Genomic DNA, 21,812 nt, shown 5'->3' with positions numbered 1-21,812 from the left:
GATCGGGCGACGCGCCCTCGGACACCCCGCCCGGCGACGGACGACACACCTCGTGCACACCGGAGCGATGAGCACGAGCGTCGGACCGACCAGCGCACCCGATGCCGTTCGGATGCGCGCAGTGGCAGGCCCCGGGCCCTTCCTACCTCCCTGACCGGGAACGGCTCAAGGATCAATCGCCCAGGATGGCGTCCACGAATACCTCGGGGTCGAACGGGGCCAGGTCGTCCGGCCCCTCGCCCAGCCCCACCAGCTTGACCGGGACGCCCAGCTCACGCTGGACGGAGATGACGATGCCGCCCTTGGCCGTGCCGTCGAGCTTGGTCAGCGCGATGCCGGTGATGTTGACCACCTCGGCGAACACCTGCGCCTGGCGCATGCCGTTCTGGCCGGTGGTGGCGTCGAGGACGAGCAGCACCTCGTCGACCGTGGCCTTCTTCTCGATGACCCGCTTGACCTTGCCCAGCTCGTCCATCAGGCCGGTCTTGGTGTGCAGGCGGCCGGCCGTGTCGACGATGACCACGTCGGCCTGCTCCTCGATGCCCCGGGCGGTGGCGTCGAAGGCCACCGAGGCGGGGTCGCCGCCCTCGGGGCCGCGCACCACGTCGGCGCCCACCCGGTCGCCCCACGTCTGGAGCTGGTCGGCGGCGGCCGCGCGGAAGGTGTCGGCCGCGCCCAGCACGACGGACTTGCCGTCGCCGACGAGCGAGCGGGCGAGCTTGCCCGTGGTGGTGGTCTTGCCGGTGCCGTTGACGCCCACGACCAGCACCACGGCCGGTCGCTCGCCGTGCTTGGCCACGTGGAGGGTGCGGTCGAGGTCGGGGTTGACCTGGATGAGGAGCTGCTCGCGCAGCAGCGCGCGCACCTCCTGCGGCGTGCGGCTGCCGAGCACCTTGACCTTGGTGCGCAGCTCCTCGACCATGACCTGGGTCGGCGCGACGCCGACGTCGGCCGTGATCAGGCTCTCCTCGATCTCGTCCCAGACCTCGTCGTCGAGCCGGTCGCGTGACAGCAGCTCCAGCAGGCCGCGGCCGAGCGCGCTCTGCGACTTGGCCAGCCGCGAGCGCAGCCGCACCATGCGGCCCTCGGACGGCGGCGGCACCTCGACGGGCGGCGCCACGACGGCGGGCTCGGCGGGCTTGGCCGGTGGCGGCAGCGTGGTGGTGGCGCCTTCGGCCTCGCCGGTGCCGGCGGGCCGCTCCTCCTTCTCCTCGGGAAGCGGCGGCGCCTCCGGAGGCTGGACGGGCGGGGCCGCCTTGCCGCCCGGCCGGAAGAGCAGGAAGAGGCCGCCTGCCGCCACGAGGGCGACAAGCACCACGATCACGATGACGCCGAGGTAACCATCCACAAGATGTCAGTTTTCCAGATCGTCCGGCATGCTCATGCCCAAGGCCACGCCAATCACGCCGTTTCGCGTTCGCGAAGCCGCTGGCTGACGACCTGCGTGACGCCGTCGCCGCGCATCGACACGCCGTAGAGGGCGTCGGCGATCTCCATGGTGCGCTTGTTGTGCGTGATGACGATCAGCTGCGAGCTCTGCCGCAGCTCCTCGAACAGCGTCAGCAGCCGCTGCGTGTTGGTGTCGTCGAGCGCGGCCTCGACCTCGTCCATGACGTAGAACGGCGACGGCCGCGCCTTGAAGATGGAGATCAGGAACGCCACCGCCGTCAGCGACCGCTCGCCGCCCGACAGCAGCGACAGCCGCTTGACCTTCTTGCCCGGCGGGCGCGCCTCCACCTCGATGCCGGTGGTCAGCATGTCGTCGGGGTCGGTCAGCACGAGCCGTCCGTCGCCGCCGGGGAACACCCGGCCGAAGATCTGCTCGAACTCGCGCGCCACGTCCTCGTACGCCGACGAGAACATCAGCTGCACCCGGTCGTCGACCTCCTTGACCACGGTGAGCAGGTCGCGCCGGGTCTTCTTCAGGTCTTCGAGCTGCGACGTCAGGAACGCGTGCCGCTCCTCCAGCGCCGCGAACTCCTCCAGCGCCAGCGGGTTGACCTTGCCGAGCTGGGTCATCTGCCGCTCGGCCGCGCGGGCCCGCTTCTCCTGCTCCTCGCGCACGTACGGGGTCGGCGGGTCGCCCGGCACCGGGGCCTCCGGGCCGTATTCGGCGATCAGCGTCTCGGCCTCGACGCCGAACTCGTCCATGGCCCGCTGCTCCAGTTGCTCCAGCCGGAGCCGCTGCTCGGTGCGGGCCACCTCGCTGCCGTGCACGCGGTTGACCAGTTTGTCCAGCTCCTGGCTGAGCTCGCGGACGTGCAGGCGCACCTGCTTGAGCTCGGCGTCGACGGCGACCCTGGCCAGGTCGGCCTCGTCGCGTTCTCTGGCGGCGAGCTGGACGGACGCGGCCAGGGTCGTCAGGACGCGTTTGGCGCCCTCGGCGACCGCCTGGGCCAGGGCTGCCTGTTCGCGGCGCCGGGCCCGCTGAGCGGCGGCCTGGGCACGTTCCTGGCGCTCGCGGGCGGCGGCGCGGATCAGGCCGTCGGCGCGGCCCTCGACGCCCTTGACCCGCTCTTCGGCGGTGCGCACCCGCAGCCGGGTCTCGACCTCGCGCTGCCGGGCGCTCTCGCAGACGGCGGCCAGCTCGTCGCGTGCCTCGGTGGTGGGCTCGGTCTCCAGCTCCTGGGAGTATTCGGCCTCGGCCAGCCGGACGTCCAGCTCGGCCAGCTCCTCCAGGCCGTCGCTGCGGGCTTCCCGGGCGGCGGTGACGCTCTCGCCGAGCCGCGCCGCCTCGGCATGCGCCGCCTCGGCGGCTGCCTCCAGCTGCGCCAGCCGCTTGGCGGCGGCGGCGTCGCGCTGGTCGGCCTCCCGCTGGCGGGACCTGACCTGGTCGAGTGTGCCCTGGGCGGCGCTGACGCCGGCCTGCGCGGAGCTGACGGCGCTCTGCGTCTCGGCGACGTGCGCCTGCGCGGCCTCGAAGGCGGCTTGGGCCTCCTGTTCGGCGGCGATCGCCTCGTCCAGCCCGGCGGCGGTCTCTTCCGCCCTGGTCCCGGCGTCGTCGAGGTCGGCGATCGCGTCGTCGAGCGCGGCGCGCACCTGCAGCACGGACGTGCCGCCTTCGGAGCCGCCGCTGGCGACGTGCGCGCCGATCAGGTCGCCTCCTACGGTGACGGCGCGCAGCCCGGGATTCTCCACGACCATCCGGCGCGCCGTTTCGAGGTCGTCGACCACGACGACCCCGCCCAGCACCTGGTCGAGCGACGCGCGCAGCCGCTCCGGGACGCTGACCAGGGCCGTGGCCCACCGCCCGCCACCGGGCGCGCCGCCCGGCGACGAGACCTCCGGCCGCCCCTGAAGGCCGTCCGGGGAGCCTGCCACCAGGAGGGTCGCCTGGCCCGCTTCCTTGACGCGCAGCAGCTCCAGCGCCTCGACGGCGGTGCCGACGGACGTGACGGCGACGGCCTCGGCGATCGGGCCGAGCACGGCCGCGACGGCCACCTCGGCGCCCGGCGTCACCTGCATGGACGCCGCGAGCGGACCCAGCACCCCGGCGAGGTCGGCCTCCAGCAGCGCCGCGCCGCCGTCGCCCTTGGCCAGGCCGAGCTCCAGCGCGTCGCGCCGGGCCTGGAGTGCGGCGACGGCCCGCTGCGCGTCCTGGTCGGCGGCCCTGGCCGTGCCGACCCCGGACTTGGCCGCCTGGAGGCCCGCGCGGGGCGCGTCGAGCGCCGCCTTGGCCTCCTCGACGGCCGCGCGCGCCGCGTCGGCGGCCAGCTTGGCCTCCTCGACCAGTGCCTGCGCGGTCGCCAGTTCCTCGGCCAGCGCGCGGGCGAGCGCGGGCTCGTCGAGCCGCTGCGCCTCCAGGTCCTCGCGGGCCCGCCGCTCGCGCTCGACGGCGTCGGCGACCGCCCGCTCCAGGCGGCCGATCTCCTCCTCGGCGGCACGGGACCGGCTTCGTACGGAATCGACCTGGCCGCGGAGTTTCGCCAGCCCTTCGCGGCGGTCGGCGGCGGCCCGGGCGGCCATCGCCAGCCGGCGCTCCTCGGCCGCCAGCTCGGCCTCGGCGGCGGAGCGGCGCTCGACGGCGTCCTCCAGCAGCTCCCGGGCCTGCTCCAGCTCGGCCTGAAGGATCAGTTCCTGCTCGCGCGCCTCGGCGGCCTCGCGCTCCAGCTCCTCGGGGTCGCGCCCGCGTCGTTCGATGGAGGCGGCGTCGACGGCGTGCCGGTGACGCTCGGCGGCCAGCTGGGCCAGGCCGGTGATGCGCTCACGCAGTGACGACAGCCGGAAGTAGGTCTCCTGGGCGGCGGTCAGCCGGGGCTGGGCCTCGGCCTCGGCGGCCTCCAGCAGCGCCTCGCGTTGCTGTCCTTCGGCGAGCCCGGCCTCCACCTCGGCCCGCCTGGCCAGGACCGCCGCCTCGTCGGCGGCCTCGCGCTTGAGCGTGGCGCGCAGGATGCCGACGTCGTCGGCCAGCAGCCGCAGCCGGGCGTCACGCAGGTCGGCCTGGATGACGGCGGCCTTGCGGGCGATCTCCGCCTGGCGGCCGAGCGGCTTGAGCTGGCGGCGCAGCTCGGTGGCGAGGTCCTGGACGCGGGTCAGGTTGGCCTGCATCGCGTCGAGCTTGCGCAGCGCCTTCTCCTTGCGCTTGCGGTGCTTGAGGACCCCCGCGGCCTCCTCGATGAAGGCGCGCCGGTCTTCGGGCCCCGCGTGCAGGACGGCGTCGAGCTGGCCCTGGCCGACGATGACGTGCATCTCCCTGCCGATGCCGGAGTCGGACAGCAGCTCCTGGATGTCGAGCAGCCGGCAGGTGTCGCCGTTGATGGCGTATTCGCTCTGGCCGGACCGGAACATCAGCCGGCTGATCGTGACCTCGGTGTAGTCGATGGGCAGCGCGCCGTCGCTGTTGTCGATGGTCAGCGTCACCTCGGCGCGGCCGAGCGGCGGCCGGGAGGAGGTGCCGGCGAAGATGACGTCCTCCATCTTGCCGCCGCGCAGCGACTTGGCGCTGTGCTCGCCCATGACCCAGGCCAGGGCGTCGACGACGTTGGACTTGCCCGAGCCGTTGGGCCCGACGACGCAGGTGATGCCCGGCTCGAAGCGCAGGGCGGTCGCCGAGGCGAAGGACTTGAAACCGCGCAGGGTGAGGGTCTTCAGGTACAAAGCGCGGACCCCTCTCCTGGACGGAACTCCGGGAAAGCCTACTGGCCCTGGCTGCCCCTCGCTGGCGGGCGCATACCGGAGGTGAGAAGGGTCTTACGCAAATAACAAGGGACGCCTCAAAGAGACGTCCCTGGATCTTGCGCTCCGATCACTCTCAGGTGAGTGCCGGCTCGCGCTCCTGCATGCGGCTGATTGCCTCATCGCGGGTTTGCGCCGCAAGAGCGTCATTCTGGGCCTGGAGTCGGATGAGTTCTGCCTCCAGGTCACGGATCCGCTGCTGCAAGCGCCGCATCTCCGAGACCATTCGAGGGTCAGGACCGCCGACGTGGCCGAGTAGAGCCTTCGCCATGGTAAAGGGTCCTCCACGCTGAGTGACCAGACTGGTTCGCGCACTTCTGTTCCGCGGGAGGGGTGCGCGTGGTACCTAACAAGAGTCGCACCGGCCGTGTGGGCGGTCAAGTCGAACGCACCGCTCTGCCCTACCGACAGGCACTCCCGACATATAACTATACCCTATTTGAGCCGTTTGACGAAACGGGCTACCGCTCCACAAATCCGCCCAAGCTACCTCGGATTTCGCTCCACCGTTCCACTACTCCATCCACCCTGCCCGGCGTGTCGCAACCTCTGAGCAGGTCGAGCAGCTTGACGCACGACTCGCGCGCCCCCTCGGCGACGACCTCGACCCGGCCGTCGTCGGTGTTCCTGGCCCAGCCGACCAGGCCAAGCTCCAGCGCTCTGGCCCTGGTCCACCAGCGGAACCCCACTCCCTGCACCCTGCCCCGCACCCAGGCGGTCAGTCGTGCGTTCTCCATGATTCCTCCGGACGATCTCACGCGGCCCTGAGCCCGACCTTCCGCGCGTGCCCGGCCGCCGCCTCGGCGAACGCCCGGATCGCCGCGCTCTCCGCCGCTTTGACCCAGGCCAGGCCGAGGACCGACGGGGGCAGCCCGGTGACGGGGACGAAGCGCACGTCGGGGCGGCTGTGGTGGGCCGCCGTCGGGGTGCAGAACAGCATGCCGCCCCGGCCGAGCGCCACCTGGGTCAGGCCCTCCTGGTTCGTGGCCACCGTACCCGCCAGGGGAATCGGCTGTCCGGAAGGGGTCACGGAGGGTGCGACCCGTTCCCGCCACAGGCGCGGCGCCGGGCCGTCCAGCCCGATCAGGGGCACGCCGGCCAGTTCCTCGGCGCCGATGCCCGCCCGCCCGGCCAGCGGATGACGGACGGAGACGCCGAGCTGGTAGGGGACGCAGTTCAGGCCCTCGCCCGTCGCCAGGTCGGGCTCGTCCACCGGCAGCAGCGTGAACGCGACGTCCACCTGGCCGGCCCGCAACCTGCCGAACGGGTCGGACAGCGGGATCTCCACCAGCTCCACCTCCGAGCCGGGATGGCGGCTCTCGAAGGCCAGGACGCTGCCCGTGACCACCTCGGTCGGCGTGGCCAGGAACCCGACCCTGAGCACGCCCGTCACCTCGCGGGCGGCGGCCTTCGCGCGGTGCACCGCTTCCGCCAGCCCGGCGTAGGCCGGCCGCAGGTCGGCCAGGAACCGCTCGCCGAGGGGCGTGAGCCGCACCCGCCTGCTGGTGCGTTCGAAGAGCCGGCCGCCGATCCGGGTCTCCAGGGCGCGCATGAGCTGGCTCACCCGCCCGGGCGACAGGTAGAGGCGCTCGGCCGTGCGCGCGAAGTGCAGCTCCTCGCTCAGCACGACGAAGCACTCCAGCTCCCTGAACTCCATCTCCGCCTCCACATCGCTTAGCCTGCCTAAACCAAGGCTTCGCCGTTCGTCATTGTTCCCGGGCACGGCCGCCGCGAGGCTGAGCGGCATGACGATGACTGACGCACCCGCCGACGCCCCGGCGCGCTGGCTCGCCGTGACCGCGGTCGCGGTGGGCACCTTCACCCTGGTGACCAGCGAGATGCTGCCCGTCGGCCTGCTGACCTCGATCGCCGCCACGCTCGGCGTGTCGGACGGCACGGCGGGGCTGATGATGTCGGCTCCCGGACTGGTGGCCGCCGTCTCGGCGCCCCTGCTGGCGTTCACCACGCGGCGGCTGGACCGGCGGCTCATGCTGCTGGGGCTGATGGCGTTGCTGGCGGCGGCCAACCTGATGGGCGCCCTGGCCCCGAACTATCCGGTCATGCTGGCGGCCCGGGTGCTGACCGGGGTGAGCATCGGCGGGTTCTGGGCCATCGCGGCGGGGCTGGGCCCGCGCCTGGTGCCTGACCGGTCCGTCGGGCGGGCCACGTCGATCATCCTGTCCGGGGTGGCGGTGGCGTCGGTGCTGGGGGTGCCCGCGGCGACGTTCGCCTCGTCGTTCGCGGGATGGCGCACGGCGTTCGCCGCCATGGGCGTCGGCGCGCCCGCCCTGGTGGCCCTGCTGGCCGCCACGCTGCCGCCGCTGCCGGGGACCGAGCAGCCCCGGGGTGCGCGGTCGGGGACGTTCTCCGGCCCGCTCAAACTCGTCCTCGTGCTGACCGTTCTGATCATCTCCGGCCACTTCGCGGCCTACACGTACGTGCGGCCGTTCATGGAGCAGGTCTCGCACGCCGGTCCCGTGCTGGTCGGCACCGCGCTCCTGCTGTACGGCGCGGCGGGCGTGGCGGGCAACTTCGCCGCCGGCGCGCGCGCCGCCAGGAACCCCGCGGCGGTCCTGATCACGCTGGTCGCGCTCATGGCCGCCGGCATGGCGGCGCTGCCGCTGATCGGCCAGCCCCTGGCCGTGCTCGTGATCTGGGGGCTGGGCTACGGCGGCGTCGGCGTGACCCTGCAGCTGTGGATCATGCGGGCGGGCGGCGGCGAGCTGGGCACGGCGCTGTTCGTCGGCGCCTTCAACGTCTCCATCGCGCTCGGCGCCTTCGCCGGCGGCCGGGTGGCCGACGGCGTCTCGGTGACCGCCGTGATGTGGCTGGGCACGGCGCTCACCGTGCTGGCCGGGGCCCTCATCGCCGTCCGCGGCTCACGGGCGCAGCGGGCGGCCGTGACGCCCGCCGGTGAACACGCCTGACTCGACCACCACCCGGCCCTCCAGCAGGACGTGGACGATGCCGGTCGGCTGCGCGGACGGCGCGGCGTAGGTGCCCGCGTGCCCGACGGTAGCCGGGTCGAGGACGCAGACGTCCGCGTACGCGCCCGCCACCAGGCTCCCCCGCCCGCGCAGCCCGAACTGGGCGGCGTTGGCCGAGGTCATCTTGCGTACGGCCTCCGCCCAGCCCACCACCCCGCGTTCCCGTACATAGACACCGAGGAAGCGCGGGAAGCACCCCCACGTGCGGGGATGCTCCAGGCCGGTCGGGGTGCCGTTGTCCGACCCGATGCCGATCAGCGGGTCGGCCATGATCTCGGCCACGTCGGCCTCGGCCATCAGCTCCACGACCATCTCCGCGGCCGGGTCGCAGGACACCAGGTCGCACAGCGTCTCCCAGGCGTCGCGGGTCCCGGCCACGTCCGCCAGGGTGCGGCCGGCGTACCCGGGATCGGTGTGGGAGGTGATCAGGACGCCCGCCGGGACGGCGTCCCGCCACAGCCCGGAGCCGGCGCCACCCGCCTCGGCGCGGGCGCGCAGCCGGGTCCGCTCGGCGGGTGACGCGAGCGTGTCGCCCACGCCCCCGCCCGCGAGCGCGGACGGCGGCAGCAGCGCCGCCAGGACGGTGGACCCGGCCGTGTAGGGGTACTGGTCGCCCCGGACGTCCACGCCGGAGGCGCGGGCCTCGCGGAGCTTGCCGAGCAGCATCCCGGCCTGCCCGTGGTTGGCGCGGCCGGCGATCTTGCAGTGCGACACCTGCAGGCGCACCCGCGCCCGCCTGGCGATCTCGACGGCCTCGTCCAGCGCCTGCGCCAGCGCCGAGCCCTCGTCGCGCAGATGCGTGGTGTACGGGACGCCGTAGCGGTGCGCGACCCTGGCCAGGGTCACCAGCTCGCCGGTGTCGCCGTAGCTGCCCGGCGGGTAGATGAGGCCGCTCGACAGCCCGCAGGCGCCCGCCTCGAACGCCTCGGCGGCCAGCTCGCACATCCGCTCCAGGTCGCCGGGCCGCAGCTCCGGCTCGAAGCCCGCCACGGCGCCGCGCAGCGTCGAGTGGCCGACCAGGGTGGCCACGTGGTTCGTCGGCCCGGCGTCGGCCACGGCCTTCAGGTACGCGGCGAACGTCCAGTCGGGCACCCCGGCCCCGGTCAGTTCCTCCAGCCGAGAGGCGTCGGGCGCGTAGGAGAAGCCGCAGTTGCCGTTGATCTCCGTCGTCACGCCCTGGAGCAGCTTGAACGGCTGCGGCTCCGGCATGAGCGGCACCAGGTCGGAGTGCGCGTGGGGGTCCACGAATCCCGGCATGACCGCCAGCCCGGTCACGTCCAGCACCCGGCGGGCGGCGCCGAGGTCACGCCCGACGGCCACCACCCGGCCGGCCTCGACGGCCACGTCCGCCGTTACGGCCGGAGATCCCAGCCCGTCGTACACCGAACCACCACGCAGCACCAGATCCACCATGCAACCCAGCCAACACCGGAAAACCGGGATTTGCTTGGTGTCAGCCACCTAATCCGGGGCCCGCCGTTGGTTCGACGCGACGACACGCCGCGTGCTCAGCGCGGCCGCCGCTGGCACTTCGGGCAGTAGTAGGACGACCGGTTCATGAACGGCTCACGCCTGATCGGGGTGCCGCAGCGCGAGCAGGGCAGCTCCCGCCTGCCGTACACCTCCAGCGAACGGTCGAAGTAGCCGCTCTCGCCGTTGACGTTCACGTACAGGCTGTCGAAGGACGTGCCGCCCTGCTGGAGCGCGGCGCCCATGACCTCACGCACGGCGGCGACCAGCTCGGCGATCTTGGGCCGGGTGAGCGTCTGCGTGGGACGCGCCCAGTGCAGCCTGGCCAGCCAGAGCGCCTCGTCGGCGTAGATGTTGCCGACGCCGCTGATCAGCGACTGGTCGAGCAGCGCCCGCTTGATCTCGGTCTTCTTGGCGCGCAGCGCGGTGGCGAAGCGGACCTCGTCGAAGGAGCCCTCGAACGGGTCGGGCGCGATGTGCGCGATCGGCTCGGGCACGCCGCCGGCCAGCCTGGTCAGCATCACGTGCCCGAACGTACGCTGGTCGACGAAGCGCAGGTCGGGGCCGCCGTCGGCGAACCGGAGGCGCACCCGCAGATGCTTCTCCGGCGGCGCGGCGGGATCGACCACCAGCAACTGGCCGCTCATCCCCAGATGCGCCAGCAGCGCCTCCTCGGGGCCGGACAGCGGCAGCCACAGGTATTTGCCGCGCCGCTCGGCCGACTTCACCAGCCGGCCGCGCAGCCGCGCGGCGAACTCGTGGGCGCCCGGCAGATGACGCCTGATGGCACGCGGGTGCAGCACCTCCGCGGAGGCGATCTCGCGGCCGGTCACCCACTCCGCCAGACCGCGGCGGACGACCTCGACCTCCGGCAGCTCAGGCAACCTAGCCCGCCGGCTGGCTCTCGCGCTGCTCGCGGCGGGCCCTGATGCGGGTCCAGGCCGCCTCGGCCGCCTGCTGCTCGGCCTCCTTCTTGCTGCGGCCGCTGCCCGAGCCGTAGGGCTCGCCGCCCACCCGCACCACGGCGGTGAACGACTTGGCGTGGTCGGGGCCGCTCTCCTCGACGTGGTACTCGGGCACGCCGAGCGCCTCGGAGGCGGTGAGTTCCTGCAGCGAGGTCTTCCAGTCGAGGCCCGCGCCCAGCGACGCCGAGCGCACGATCAGCGGGTCGAACAGCACGTGCACGACCCGGAACGCCTCGTCGAGACCCTTGTCGACGTAGACGGCGCCGATCAGCGCCTCCAGCGTGTCGGCCAGGATCGAGGACTTGTCACGGCCGCCCGTGCCCTCCTCGCCCCGGCCCAGCCGCAGGAACCGGCCCAGGCCGAGCCCGCGCGCCACGTCGGCCAGCGCCCGCATGTTGACCACGGCCGCCCGCAGCTTGGCCAGCTGGCCCTCGGGCAGATCGGGATGATTGCGGTAGAGCGTGTCGGTGACCACCAGGCCCAGCACCGAGTCGCCGAGGAACTCCAGGCGCTCGTTGGTGGGCAGGCCACCGTTCTCGTACGCGTAGGAGCGGTGCGTCAGCGCCCGCTCCAGGATGTCAAGGTCGAGGCCGACCGCCAGGACCCGCTCCAGCTCGTCTCTGGCGACCTCCACGGCCACCGGCTTAGGACCTGCGCCCACGTGCTTTCCTCCTCGGAACATCTTCACTGGCGCGACGGCTGCGGAAGATGCCCGAAAACGTGGTGGGCGTCGGGGGAGAACAGGCCCCGGCGTCCACCACGACCGCGGGCGAAACCGTAACCGCACGCATCTGAGACGGTAACGCCGACCGGGGCACAATGGCACCCGGTCGGCATCACGTCAACTCAGCGAGATCAGGCAGACGGCTCGATGACCTGACGACGGTTGTAGGTGCCGCAGGTGGGGCACGCGATGTGCGGCTGCTTGGGCGAACGGCACTGCGGGCAGCTCACCAGGGCGACAGCAGTCGTCTTCCACTGGGAGCGACGGGCGCGGGTGTTGCTCCGCGACATCTTTCGCTTCGGGACGGCCACGTCACTTCTCCTGATCGTTATCGTTCTCGGTAACCAGACCTTGCAACGACGCCCAGCGGACGTCGATCTTCTCGTGCCGGTGATCGTCGCCGGCCTCGGCCAGCTTGATCCCGCACTCCGTGCAGAGTCCCGGGCAGTCTTCACGGCAGACGGGGCTCAGCGGCAGTGCGAGCACCACCGCGTCACGGAACGTCGGCTCGAGGTCGAGCAGCTCTCCGTCGAGCAGTGAGTCGTCCTCCGAGGCGTCCTCGTCGGAGTAGAAGAACAGCTCCTGCAGGTCGACCTCGATCTCCGAGGTCAACGGGTCAAGGCACCGCGCGCACTCCCCGCCGAGCGGGGCCTGCGCCGTGCCCGAGACGAGCACGCCTTCCATCACTGCTTCGAGCCGGAGATCCAGCTCGACTTCGGCGTCCTTGGGAACGCCGATCATGTCGACGCCGAGATCCGCCGGAGCCGGGAGGGACAGGGTGATCTCACGCATCGTGCCCGGCCGCTTTCCCAGGTCGTGAGTGGATATCACCCAAGGGGAGCGGGGGTTGAGGTGCTGAGTCATCCTGCTCTCGCTAGGCATGGCGATAACGCCGTCGTACAAGGCCGAAATGAAAGGATACCAGGTCGCCGTCAGCCTCTGAGCCGCTCGATGAGCAGCTTGTGCACCAGATCCGGCACCAGGCCCGACACGTCTCCACCATAGCGGGCGATCTCCTTCACCCGGCTCGACGACAGGAACGAGTATTCCGGGTTCGTCGGCATGAACAACGTCTCCACGCCCGAGAGCCGGTAGTTGAGCTGGGCCATCTGCAACTCGTAGTCGAAGTCGCTGACCACCCTGATCCCCTTGACGATCGCGGGGATGTCGTTCTGCTTGCAGAAGTCGACGAGCAGGCCGTGGAACTTCCTGACCTTGACGTTGGAGTATTCCTTGGTCACCGTCTGCAGGATGTCGATCCGCTCGTCGACCGTGAACAGGCTGCTCTTCTCGACATTGATCAGTACGGCCACCGTCACCTCGTCGTACAGCCGGGCGGCCCGGCCGATGATGTCGAGATGACCGTTGGTGATGGGGTCGAACGACCCCGGGCAGACAACGCGGCGCAACACGCCTCCCAGGTCTACGGGTGGTCTACGGTTTCCCCGGCGGCGCGACCGTACCAAACGGACGCTTCGCCGTATCGACGGACCCTCTCCTCAACGTACCCGTCAGGCCACACCAGGCCCTTCCCCCTGCTTTCCCTCTCGAAAGCCACCAAAGCCCCCGGGACCAGCCACCCGTTGTCCCGCAATGCCGCCAGCACCCGGCCCACCTCGTCATCGGACACCGCGTAGGGCGGATCGGCGAACACGATGTCGAACGGCTCCTCCCCCGGCCTGCCCAGCATCCGCTCCACCCGGTCCGCCACCACCCTGGCCCCGCCGAACCCCAGCGCCGCGACGTTCGCCCTGATGGCACGCACCGCCCTCGGATCCGACTCGACCAGCACCGCCTCCGCCGCCCCGCGCGACAGCGCCTCCAGCCCCACCGCCCCGGACCCCGCGTACAGATCCATCACCCGGGCCCCGGCGAGCCCATGGAGGGAGTCGAGCGTCAAGAAGATCCCTTCCCTGGCCCTGTCGCTGGTCGGCCTCGTCCCGCGCCCCGGCGGCGTCTCCAACCGGCGCCCACCCGCGCTCCCCGCGATGATCCGAGTCATGCGGCCCATTGTTCCGCATGTTCGCGCAGGTCAAGAGTGGACAAGTGTCGGCCTCGACTGCGCAAGGGTGATTCACATTGCCCGGCCCAGTGAGCAAGATGAGTTCTGCGGCCTTCGAGGTGACCCAGATGAAGGCCGACCGGCGTGATCGTGAGCCCTTCCGCACGCCGGTTCCCTCGGCACCTGACCCGAGGGTGGGCCCAGCCGGGGACGGCATTCGGGGGGAGGCCGTCCCCGCGGCTGGGCCTTTTACATTCTTCTCCGGCGCTCACCTCTTCCGCCCCTCCCCGGCGCCCCCGGCCCTTGGGACGGTGGGGAGGCGGCCCCGGCGGTGGGACGGGGGGTCAGGTTTTTTCCAGGTATTCCGCTCGTTCGTCCGCCAGGAGCCGCTCGATCTCCGAGCGGAGGCCGGCGTGGGACGACAGGTCGGGGTCGGCGGCCAGCAGGGCGGCGGCCTCGTCGCGGGCCGTGGCGATGACCTCCTCGTCCCGCAGGAGCTGCAGCATCTTGAGCGACGACCGCTTGCCGGACTGGGCCGCTCCCAGCACGTCGCCCTCGCGCCGCTGCTCCAGGTCCACCCGTGACAGCTCGAACCCGTCGAGCGTGGCCGCCACCGCGTCGAGACGGGCCCGGGCCGGCGTGTTCTCCGGGAAGTCGGACACCAGCAGGCACAGCCCCGGCAGCCCTCCTCGGCCGACCCGCCCGCGCAGCTGGTGGAGCTGGGAGACCCCGAACCGGTCGGCGTCCATGATGATCATCACCGACGAGTTGGGCACGTCCACGCCCACCTCGATCACCGTGGTCGCCACCAGGATGTCGATCTCGCCCCGGCCGAACGAGCGCATGATCGCGTCTTTCTCCTCCGGCGGCAGCTTGCCGTGCAGCACAGCCACCCGCAGGTCGTGGAAGGGCCCCTCGGACAGCATCTCGGCCACCTCCAGGACGGCCAGCGGCGGCCGGCGCTCCTCGTCGGCGGAGGCCGCCAGGTCTCCCTCGTCTCCCTCCAGGTCGCCGATGCGGGGGCAGACGATGTACGCCTGACGGCCCAGCCCCACCTCCTCGCGCACCCGTGCCCAGGTGCGCTCCAGGTAGTGCGGCTTCTCGGCGGCCGGGACGACGTGCGTGGTGATGGGCGCCCGCCCGGAGGGGAGCTGCGAGAGCGTGGACACCTCCAGGTCGCCGAAGACCGTCATGGCGACGGTGCGCGGGATCGGCGTCGCCGTCATCACCAGGACGTGCGGCCGGGCGTCACCGGCCTTCTCGCGCAGCGCGTCACGCTGCTCGACGCCGAAGCGGTGCTGCTCGTCGACCACCACCAGGCCGAGATCGGCGAACTGGACGTGCTCCTGCAGCAGCGCGTGCGTGCCCACGACGATCCCGGCGGTGCCCGAGGCGGCGTCGAGCAGCGCCGACCGCCGGGCCGCGGCCCCCATCGAGCCGGTGAGCAGCGTGACGGCGGTGCCCCCGAACATGCCGCCCTGCGCCAGGTCGCCCAGCATGCCGCTGATCGAGCGATGGTGCTGCTGGGCGAGCACCTCGGTCGGGGCGAGCAGCACGGCCTGGCCGCCCGCGTCGACCACCTGCAGCATGGCCCGCAGCGCGACGACGGTCTTGCCCGCGCCCACCTCGCCCTGCAGCAGCCGGTGCATCGGGTGCTCCAGCGCCAGGTCGGCGGCGATCTCCTCGCCGACGGCCGCCTGGCCCTCGGTGAGCGAGAACGGCAGCCGCGCGTCGAAGTCGGACAGCATCCCGCCGTCGCGGCGGGGACGCGGCCTGGCCGGCCACGCGGTCGCCGCCTGCCTGCGCTGCAGCAGCACGGCCTGCAGCAGGAACGCCTCGTCGAACTTCAGCCGCTTGCGCGCCCGCTGCACGTCACCGAAGTCTTTGGGCCGGTGCACGGCCGACAGCGCGTCGTCGAGGCCCGGCAGGGCGTGCCGGGCGCGCAGGTCCGCGGGCAGCGGGTCGTCGAGCGGGCCCAGCGTGTCGAGCACCATGCCGATCGCCCGCCTGATCGCCCACGGCGTGAGGTCCTTGCCCGCCGGATAGATGGGCACCGGCGCCGCCGCGAACTCCTCGGCGCTCGCCTCGCCCTCCTCGAACAGCTCGAACTCGGGGTGCGCGAGCTGCCAGCGCGGCTTGCCGCGCGAGCCGAACAGCCCCACCTTGCCGGCGAACATGCCGCGCCGCCCCGGCTTGAGCCGCGACTCGGCCACGTGGGAGCCCTTGCCGAAGAACGACAGGTAGATCCTGCTGCCGCTGCCGTCGACGACCTCGACCTCCAGCCAGGTGCCGCCGCGGTTGCGCATGGGTTTGCGCATCAGCCGCGTGACCTCGCCCACCACGGTGACGTGCTCGTCGACCTCCAGCGCGTCGAGCGAGGTCAGCTCGCCGCGCTCGGCATAGCGCCGGGGGTAGTGGCGTAGCAGGTCGCCGACCGTCTCCAGGCCGAGCACGGTGTGCAGCAGCTTGGCGGTCTTCGGGTCGAGCGCCTTCGTCAGAGGCTCGTCGAAACGGCTCACGCCACCTAGTTCTACCGCTTGTGGCCGACAGGAATCACTCGACGCCGATGAGCAGTGGATAACCGCCCTGCTCCCCCTGGTAGACGACGAGGTCCACGTCGGGCCTGACGCGGCCGAGGTGCCCGGCCACGTGCTCGGCGAGCCGTACCGGGGCGTGGGCGCCCGTGACCAGGGTCACCAGCTCGCCGCCGCCCGCCACCATCCGGTCCACGACCAGCGTGGCCACGCTGTCGAGCGTGTCGCCGATCACCGCCACGTCGCCGTCGATCAGCCCGAGCACGTCGCCGGGGCGGCACAGGCCGGCGCTGGTGACCGCCTCCTGGTCGGCCAGTACGAGGTGGCCGTGGCGGGTGTGGCCGGCCGCGTCGGTCATCGCCACCACGTCGTCGTCGAAGCGCCGCAGCGGGTCGTGCACGGCCAGCGCGGCCAGGCCCTGCACCGTCGCCCTCGTCGGCAGCACGCTCACCATGACGCCGTCCTCGCGGGCGATCTCCCCGGCGGCGGCGGCCACGGCGCCCGCGGCCTCGTCGTTGGGCAGCACGACGACCTCGTCACCGGCCCGCCGGATGGCGGCGAGCATGGCGGGCAGGGCCGGCCGGCCGCCTGGCTCGCGCCGGACGACGACCGCGCCGCACTCCTCGAACAGGGCGGCGATCCCGTCACCCGCGGCGACGGCCACCACTCCCCTGCCCGGACCGGCGCGGTGCGTGCGCTCGGCCAGGTAGGTGATCCTGATGCGGTGCGGCCGGCCGGCCCGCATCCCCGCCTCGACCGCCGGGCCCGCCTCGCCGACGTGCACGTGCACGTTCCACAGCCCGTCGCCGCCCACCACGACGAGCGAGTCGCCCATGGCGTCGAGCTCGCCGCGCAGCCGCGCGACCGCCTCCTCCTCCGCGTCGAGCAGGTACATCACCTCGTAGCCCGCGCCCACCTCGGTCATCGGCGACACCCGCGCGGTCGGCCCGGGCACCTCGTAGCGCTCGCGGTGGACACCGGTGATGACCGCCGCGAGCGATTCGAGCACGATCGCCAGCCCGGCCCCGCCCGCGTCCACGACGCCGCTGCGGGCCAGCACGTCGAGCTGGTCGGGGGTACGGCGCAGCGCCGCGCGGGCGGCCTCGGCGGCCAGGCGCGCCACCTCGCCCGGCCCGCTCTCCACGTCTTGTACGGCCTGCGCGGCGGCGCCCAGCACGCTCAGCACCGTGCCGTCGACGGGCCTGGCGACGCTCTGCCTGGCGAGCGCGGCCGCCCTGGCGAGCCCGGCCCGCAGGTCGGAGCCGTCCTTCAGCACCTCGGCCAGCCCGCGCAGGGCCTGGCTGACGATGACCCCGGAATTGCCGCGCGCCCCGACCAGCGCCCCGTAGGAGAGCGTCTGCCACACGACCTCGCCGCCGACGTCGTCGGGCAGCGACTCGACGGCCTCGGCCGCCGACAGCATGGTCAGATGCAGGTTGGTGCCGGTGTCGCCGTCGGCGACCGGGAACACGTTGAGCGCGTCGATGTCGCCCCTGGCCCTGCCGAGCGCGTCGGCGGCCAGGCGGGCCCAGCGCCGCACCGCGGGCGGGTCGAGAACCTCCATGTGCGCGCTCCGACCTCCCCGCGTGCGCTACCGTTAATCGAGGAGAATATCGCCGCGTCTGGCGCAGTCCAGTGGTGATCGAGTTCGCCCCGGTGGTGCGGATCGGATATTCTCGTCTGGCTGGCCGGTTGTCCCGGCATGCCCTCCGCCCGACGAAACATCAGCGGACCGGGCTACATCGACTGTTTTAAGGAGCGATACCGTGGCTTCCGTCTGCGATGTCTGCCGCAAGGGGCCGACCTTCGGCAACAACGTGTCCCACTCCCACCGCCGCACCCGCCGTCGTTGGAACCCCAACATCCAGACGGTTCGCGCGGTCATCGGCGGCACGCCGAAGAAGCTGAACGTGTGCACCTCGTGCATCAAGGCGGGCAAGGTCACCCGCTGACCCACGCTTTCCCGGAGGCCCGCCGCTCATCCCGAGCGGCGGGCCTCCGGCGTGCCCGGGCCCGTCAGCGCTGCCGCCAGCCGTGGTCCACGGGGCCGATGCCCGCGCCGAGGGGGAAGCCGTGGGCGATCGCGCCCGTCACGTACGCCTTGGCCTTGGCGACCGCGCCCGGCACGTCCTCGCCCAGGGCCAGGTGTGAGGCGATGGCGGAGGCGAGGGTGCAGCCGGTGCCGTGGGTGTGGCGGTTGTCGAGGCGTTCGGCGGTGAAGCGGTGCTCGGTGGTGCCGTCGGTGAGGAGGTCGACGGGCTCGCCCGGCAGGTGGCCGCCCTTCACCAGCGCCCAGGTGGGGCCGAGCCGCAGGATGGCGTCGGCGGCCCGCCGCAGGTCGTTCTCGTCCTCGACCTTGACGTCGGTGAGCTGCTCCACCTCCCACAGGTTGGGCGTGACGACGGTGGCCACAGGCAGCAGGCGCGTCCTGAGCGTCTCGACGGCCTCGGGGGCGAGCAGCGAGTCGCCGTGCTTGGACACCCCCACCGGATCCACCACCAGCGGCGCGGCGTAGCCGTCCAGCGCCTCGGCCACCAGCTCGACCAGCGCGGGCGACGCCAGCATGCCGGTCTTGACGGCCTGGGCGCCGATGTCGCCGAGCACCGAGTCGAGCTGGGCGCGCACCGCCTCCGGCGGCAGTTCCCAGTAGCCCTGGACGCCTACGGAGTTCTGGGCGGTGACCGCGGCGATCACACTCATGCCGTGCACGCCCAGAGCCAGCATGGTCTTCAGATCGGCCTGGATGCCCGCGCCGCCGCCGGAGTCGGATCCGGCGACGGTCAGCACGCGTGGGGGAGTCGAAACCGTCATATCCCCCATCCAACCACTTAGCTGACGGAGCACTCCCCGCCGACCATGCCGCAGCTGCGCGGCTGACCGGCCCTGCCGAGGGCCTTGATGGTGATCTCGCTGGAGCCGCCGGTCGCGATCGTCGTGGACAGGTCCACGATCAGCAGGTTCCCGTCCTGGGTCCAGCCGGCGCCGTCGACGTCCGTGACGCGGCCGCGTACGGGCAGCGACAGCGTGAGGGCCTTCAGTGGCCCGGCGGAGGAGTTGCGGACGTTCAGCGCGGCGGTGTAGCCGGTCAGGCCCTGCTTGACCACGTCGAAGTCGACCTGCACCGAGCTGCCGCCCGCGGCCATCTGGGTGGTGGCCGTGGCGGTCGCCTGGGGCGCGGTGTCCTGCGTGGGCCGGCCCTGGGCGTCGCCCAGCGTCGAGATCGCCTCGCTGGGCGTCTCCGTCGGGGCTTCCTCGATGATGTCCTCGACCGGCTCCTCGACCGGCTCCTGGGCCTGCTTGGACTTGGTCTTGGTGGGCTTGGGGCTCGGGGTGGGGGTGCGGCGCGGCTGGACCGGGGTGTCGGTGACCCTCGGCTCGGGGGTGTCGGCCGGCTCGCTCTCCTTCTCCGTCGGCTCCTCCTCCAGCGGATCCTCGGCCGGGTCCGCCACCGGCTCGGAGCCCTCGGGCTCGGACACCGCGGGGGCGGGCTGGTTGCTCGCCTGGACGGCGGCGCAGTTGCCGCCGGGGCAGTCCGACGAGCCGCCGGAGCTCATCATCTTGACGCCCGCGACGGTGCCGCCGAGCACGATGGCCACCGCGGCCACGGAGAGCAGGGCCAGCTTGCCCCTGCCGCCGGACGGGGCGTCGTAGGGGTCCTTGGGCGGTTTGCGGCGGCCGCGCCGTGAGCTCGGCTCCGGTTCCGCGGGCTGCTCGCCGTCCGACGACCAGCCCGAGCCCAGGAAGCCCGATTCCGCCTCGGCCCACGCCGGGGTCGGCGCTGCCATCGTCGGCTCGCCGTACACCTTGACGTCGCCCGGCTCGGGCGGGCCGCCGGCGGGCGGGTCGAACCTGGCCGTACGGTCGCCGGGGAAGGGGTCGTACGCGCCGGTCCGCTCCGCCGGGCCCTCGTCGAACGCCTCGTCGCCGGCGAACGCGCCGGGACGCGCGTACGGGTTGGGATGATCGGCGCCCGCCCGGTCGAACGAGCCCGTCCGCGGGCCCTGGTCGAACGGATCCGCCTGGCGTCCCTGATCGAACGTGCCCGGCGGGGGGCCCTGATCGAACGTGCCCGGCGGGGGCCCCTGGTCGAACGTGCCCGGCGGGGGGCCGTAGACGGCCGTGCGGTCGCGGGGGGCCGGGTCGAAGACGCTGGGCGGCCTGGGCGGGTCCTGCGGCGGCCGGACGGCGTCGGGCGCGTCGGGGACGCCGGGGACGTCGTCCCAGGAGGCGGGGCGCACGAAGGCGCCCGTGGTCTCGAAGGGCTGCTCAGGCGACGGGAACGGGCGGCCGGGCTCGGGACGGGGCGGCGTCGCGAAGGCGCCGGTGACCTCGAACGGGTCGGACTGCGGCACGGCGGTGGACGGGTTCTCGTCCCGCTGGGGCATGGGAGCCCACTGGCCCGTCACCTCGACCTGGTCAGGCAGCGACGGCCAGCCCGGCTCGGACGGCTGCTCCTTGCCCCAGAAGGACTCGGGCTGCTCGTCTTGCGAACCCCAAAAGGCGCTGGTTTCCCCCTGTTCATCCCCATCTTCGGATCCACCTGTGCCGTGGCGGCCCATGACAGCCCTCTCTGCCGGTTACAGTTGGCCGCCAATCTTCATAACACCTTTACTACGCCTTTGTCCCAGCATTCCCCGCAGTCACGGCCTAAATTCGGAAAATACTACGCAAATCGGGCTATGCGGTCACCTAAAGTGATCCCATCCGCCGGGCCCCGTCTCACGCCCGGTGACCCCGACGCCCTCCCCCGCGACCACGTGCCCCACGACCTGCCAGGACGCCGGAAGCCGTACCTCCGGAGGGAAGGTCGCGGCCAGCGCGTGATCCTCGCCGCCGGTGAGCACCCAGTCGAGCGGGTCGGCGCCCAGCTCCTTGGCCGCCGCCGCCACCGGCTCCGCCAGCGGGAGCGCCCGCGGGTCCAGCTCGACGCGTACGCCGCTGGCCACGGCGATGTGCCCGAGGTCCTGCAGCAGCCCGTCGCTGACGTCCAGCATGGCGCTCGCGCCCAGGCGCGCCGCCTCCGGCCCGCATTCGTACGGAGGGCACGGCCGCCGGTGCCGCGCCACCGCCTCCCCCCAGACCCGCTCCCCCTCGGCGTGATCCTGACCGTTGACCCTGCCCGCCTCCAGCAGGGACAGCCCGGCCGCCGAGTAGCCGAGCCGCCCGGCCACCGCCACCACATGACCGGGCCGGGCGGCGGCGCGGGTCACCGGCGGCCGGCCCTGGAGGTCGCCCAGCGCCGTGACCCCGATGACCACCAGGTCGCACCGGGTGACGTCACCCCCCGCGACACCGGCCCCCACCAGGGCGCACTCGTCGCGGAAGCCGTCGGTGAGCGCGTCGAGCCAGTCGACCGGCAGCGAGGACGGGATGCCGAGCCCGACGACGATCGACGTCGGCACGGCGCCCATGGCGGCCACGTCGGCGAGATTCTGGGCCGCGGCCTTGCGGCCCACGTCGTAGCCGCTGGACCAATGGCGGCGGAAGTGCCTACCCTCGATCAGTAGATCCGTAGAGACCACGACGCGCCCGTCCGGCGCGCCGACCATCGCGGCGTCGTCGCCCGGCCCAAGCAAAACCGCGGCGCCCTGTGGCAGGCGCCCGGTGATACGGGCCACAACTCCGAACTCGCCGAGTTCACCGACTGTGATGACGCACCTCCTGACGCTCACAGGGTACGGTGGCCCTTCGGCGTGATCCAATCGCCTGGGAGGACGTAATGGTGCAGGCCTACATCCTTATTCAGACCGAGGTCGGCAAGGCGGCGGCGGTGGCCCACGAGATCTCCGGCATCGCCGGGGTGACTCAGGCGGAAGACGTGACCGGCCCCTATGACGTGATCGTGCGCGCCGAGGCCCGCAACGTCGACGAGCTGGGCAAGCTCGTCGTGGCCCAGATCCAGGCCGTGGAGGGCATCACGCGTACCCTTACGTGTCCGATTGTCCATATCTAAGG

20 protein-coding genes are annotated in these 21,812 nt (G+C 72.6%); 3 read left to right on the top strand and 17 right to left on the bottom strand.

What is annotated here, in order from left to right:
* Nucleotides 1–172: 172 nt before the first annotated feature.
* The 5 genes from ftsY to ADY59_RS02240 all read right to left on the bottom strand — a co-directional run bounded on the left by ftsY (nt 173) and on the right by ADY59_RS02240 (nt 6,832).
* Nucleotides 173–1,348: a signal recognition particle-docking protein FtsY gene (gene ftsY / locus ADY59_RS02260; RefSeq protein ID WP_049556956.1), complete on the bottom strand. Its 1,176-nt coding sequence runs from the start codon at nt 1,346–1,348 to the stop codon at nt 173–175.
* A 53-nt stretch (nt 1,349–1,401) separates the two neighbouring features.
* Nucleotides 1,402–5,097 carry a chromosome segregation protein SMC gene (gene smc, locus ADY59_RS02255; protein ID WP_049556954.1) on the bottom strand — a complete coding sequence of 1,232 codons (3,696 nt, stop codon included), beginning with the start codon at nt 5,095–5,097 and terminating at the stop codon, nt 1,402–1,404.
* Between the two features lie 154 nt (nt 5,098–5,251).
* A complete protein-coding gene (locus ADY59_RS02250; protein ID WP_049556952.1) occupies nt 5,252–5,446 on the bottom strand; it encodes a hypothetical protein in 195 nt (64 codons plus the stop codon).
* 190 nt (nt 5,447–5,636) lie between these two features.
* Nucleotides 5,637–5,912, bottom strand: a complete 276-nt coding sequence (locus ADY59_RS02245; RefSeq protein WP_049556951.1) for an acylphosphatase — start codon at nt 5,910–5,912, stop codon at nt 5,637–5,639.
* A 17-nt stretch (nt 5,913–5,929) separates the two neighbouring features.
* Nucleotides 5,930–6,832 (bottom strand): LysR family transcriptional regulator, encoded by a 903-nt coding sequence (locus ADY59_RS02240; protein ID WP_049557017.1) that lies wholly within the window; start codon nt 6,830–6,832, stop codon nt 5,930–5,932.
* A gap of 88 nt (nt 6,833–6,920) precedes the next feature.
* On the opposite strand from ADY59_RS02240, the gene ADY59_RS02235 reads away from it, so the two are divergent.
* Entirely contained in the window at nt 6,921–8,102 is a 1,182-nt protein-coding gene (locus ADY59_RS02235; protein WP_049556949.1) for an MFS transporter, read from the top strand.
* Here ADY59_RS02235 and ADY59_RS02230 read toward each other — a convergent pair.
* The 9 genes from ADY59_RS02230 to ADY59_RS02195 form a co-directional block, all read right to left on the bottom strand.
* On the bottom strand, nt 8,055–9,575 hold the full coding sequence (locus tag ADY59_RS02230; RefSeq protein ID WP_049556947.1) for an N-acyl-D-amino-acid deacylase family protein: 1,521 nt from the start codon (nt 9,573–9,575) through the stop codon (nt 8,055–8,057). The two genes, ADY59_RS02235 and ADY59_RS02230, sit on opposite strands and share 48 nt — an antisense overlap.
* Nucleotides 9,576–9,670: 95 nt before the next feature.
* The gene (mutM, locus tag ADY59_RS02225) at nt 9,671–10,516 is read right to left on the bottom strand and encodes a bifunctional DNA-formamidopyrimidine glycosylase/DNA-(apurinic or apyrimidinic site) lyase (protein WP_049556945.1); all 846 of its coding nucleotides are present in this window, start codon (nt 10,514–10,516) and stop codon (nt 9,671–9,673) included.
* Nucleotide 10,517: 1 nt separating this feature from the next.
* On the bottom strand, nt 10,518–11,237 hold the full coding sequence (gene rnc / locus ADY59_RS02220) for a ribonuclease III (RefSeq protein WP_049556944.1): 720 nt from the start codon (nt 11,235–11,237) through the stop codon (nt 10,518–10,520).
* A 215-nt stretch (nt 11,238–11,452) separates the two neighbouring features.
* Nucleotides 11,453–11,632 (bottom strand): 50S ribosomal protein L32, encoded by a 180-nt coding sequence (gene rpmF / locus ADY59_RS48255; protein ID WP_033409409.1) that lies wholly within the window; start codon nt 11,630–11,632, stop codon nt 11,453–11,455.
* Nucleotide 11,633: 1 nt separating this feature from the next.
* On the bottom strand, nt 11,634–12,203 hold the full coding sequence (locus tag ADY59_RS02215; RefSeq protein ID WP_053174388.1) for a YceD family protein: 570 nt from the start codon (nt 12,201–12,203) through the stop codon (nt 11,634–11,636).
* 50 nt (nt 12,204–12,253) lie between these two features.
* Entirely contained in the window at nt 12,254–12,730 is a 477-nt protein-coding gene (gene coaD / locus ADY59_RS02210; protein WP_049556942.1) for a pantetheine-phosphate adenylyltransferase, read from the bottom strand.
* A 14-nt stretch (nt 12,731–12,744) separates the two neighbouring features.
* Entirely contained in the window at nt 12,745–13,323 is a 579-nt protein-coding gene (gene rsmD, locus ADY59_RS02205; RefSeq protein ID WP_049557014.1) for a 16S rRNA (guanine(966)-N(2))-methyltransferase RsmD, read from the bottom strand.
* Between the two features lie 344 nt (nt 13,324–13,667).
* Nucleotides 13,668–15,842 carry an ATP-dependent DNA helicase RecG gene (gene recG, locus ADY59_RS02200; RefSeq protein WP_049556940.1) on the bottom strand — a complete coding sequence of 725 codons (2,175 nt, stop codon included), beginning with the start codon at nt 15,840–15,842 and terminating at the stop codon, nt 13,668–13,670.
* Between the two features lie 34 nt (nt 15,843–15,876).
* On the bottom strand, nt 15,877–17,421 hold the full coding sequence (locus ADY59_RS02195) for a DAK2 domain-containing protein (RefSeq protein ID WP_049556938.1): 1,545 nt from the start codon (nt 17,419–17,421) through the stop codon (nt 15,877–15,879).
* A gap of 202 nt (nt 17,422–17,623) precedes the next feature.
* Here ADY59_RS02195 and rpmB point away from each other — a divergent pair, with 202 nt between their 5' ends.
* Entirely contained in the window at nt 17,624–17,809 is a 186-nt protein-coding gene (gene rpmB / locus ADY59_RS02190) for a 50S ribosomal protein L28 (RefSeq protein ID WP_049556934.1), read from the top strand.
* 64 nt (nt 17,810–17,873) lie between these two features.
* Here rpmB and thiD read toward each other — a convergent pair whose 3' ends face one another.
* The 3 genes from thiD to ADY59_RS02175 form a co-directional block, all read right to left on the bottom strand.
* Nucleotides 17,874–18,677 (bottom strand): bifunctional hydroxymethylpyrimidine kinase/phosphomethylpyrimidine kinase, encoded by an 804-nt coding sequence (gene thiD / locus ADY59_RS02185; RefSeq protein ID WP_156325246.1) that lies wholly within the window; start codon nt 18,675–18,677, stop codon nt 17,874–17,876.
* A gap of 8 nt (nt 18,678–18,685) precedes the next feature.
* A complete protein-coding gene (locus ADY59_RS02180) occupies nt 18,686–20,242 on the bottom strand; it encodes a cellulose binding domain-containing protein (RefSeq protein ID WP_049556930.1) in 1,557 nt (518 codons plus the stop codon).
* A 300-nt stretch (nt 20,243–20,542) separates the two neighbouring features.
* The gene (locus tag ADY59_RS02175; protein ID WP_442937666.1) at nt 20,543–21,508 is read right to left on the bottom strand and encodes a thiamine-phosphate kinase; all 966 of its coding nucleotides are present in this window, start codon (nt 21,506–21,508) and stop codon (nt 20,543–20,545) included.
* 68 nt (nt 21,509–21,576) lie between these two features.
* Between ADY59_RS02175 and ADY59_RS02170 the strand changes: the two genes are divergently transcribed.
* Entirely contained in the window at nt 21,577–21,810 is a 234-nt protein-coding gene (locus ADY59_RS02170) for an Lrp/AsnC family transcriptional regulator (RefSeq protein WP_049556926.1), read from the top strand.
* Nucleotides 21,811–21,812: the final 2 nt, after the last annotated feature.

The sequence above is a fragment of the Nonomuraea sp. SBT364 genome, assembly GCF_001083785.1.
Taxonomy (GTDB): Bacteria; Actinomycetota; Actinomycetes; order Streptosporangiales; family Streptosporangiaceae; genus Nonomuraea.
This window is presented reverse-complemented; position numbering and strand designations above follow the sequence as displayed.

What these genes read in the sequence shown, in the direction of transcription:
- ADY59_RS02250 (WP_049556952.1), bottom strand. Translation starts at nt 5,446, where the DNA reads ATGGCGAAGGCTCTACTCGGCCACGTCGGCGGTCCTGACCCTCGAATG.
- ADY59_RS02240 (WP_049557017.1), bottom strand. Translation starts at nt 6,832, where the DNA reads ATGGAGTTCAGGGAGCTGGAGTGCTTCGTCGTGCTGAGCGAGGAGCTG.
- ADY59_RS02170 (WP_049556926.1), top strand. Translation starts at nt 21,577, where the DNA reads ATGGTGCAGGCCTACATCCTTATTCAGACCGAGGTCGGCAAGGCGGCG.
- ADY59_RS02215 (WP_053174388.1), bottom strand. Translation starts at nt 12,203, where the DNA reads ATGCCTAGCGAGAGCAGGATGACTCAGCACCTCAACCCCCGCTCCCCT.
- ADY59_RS02245 (WP_049556951.1), bottom strand. Translation starts at nt 5,912, where the DNA reads ATGGAGAACGCACGACTGACCGCCTGGGTGCGGGGCAGGGTGCAGGGA.
- rsmD (WP_049557014.1), bottom strand. Translation starts at nt 13,323, where the DNA reads ATGACTCGGATCATCGCGGGGAGCGCGGGTGGGCGCCGGTTGGAGACG.
- ADY59_RS02180 (WP_049556930.1), bottom strand. Translation starts at nt 20,242, where the DNA reads ATGCCCCAGCGGGACGAGAACCCGTCCACCGCCGTGCCGCAGTCCGAC.
- ADY59_RS02235 (WP_049556949.1), top strand. Translation starts at nt 6,921, where the DNA reads ATGACGATGACTGACGCACCCGCCGACGCCCCGGCGCGCTGGCTCGCC.
- thiD (WP_156325246.1), bottom strand. Translation starts at nt 18,677, where the DNA reads ATGGGGGATATGACGGTTTCGACTCCCCCACGCGTGCTGACCGTCGCC.
- ADY59_RS02195 (WP_049556938.1), bottom strand. Translation starts at nt 17,421, where the DNA reads ATGGAGGTTCTCGACCCGCCCGCGGTGCGGCGCTGGGCCCGCCTGGCC.
- ADY59_RS02230 (WP_049556947.1), bottom strand. Translation starts at nt 9,575, where the DNA reads ATGGTGGATCTGGTGCTGCGTGGTGGTTCGGTGTACGACGGGCTGGGA.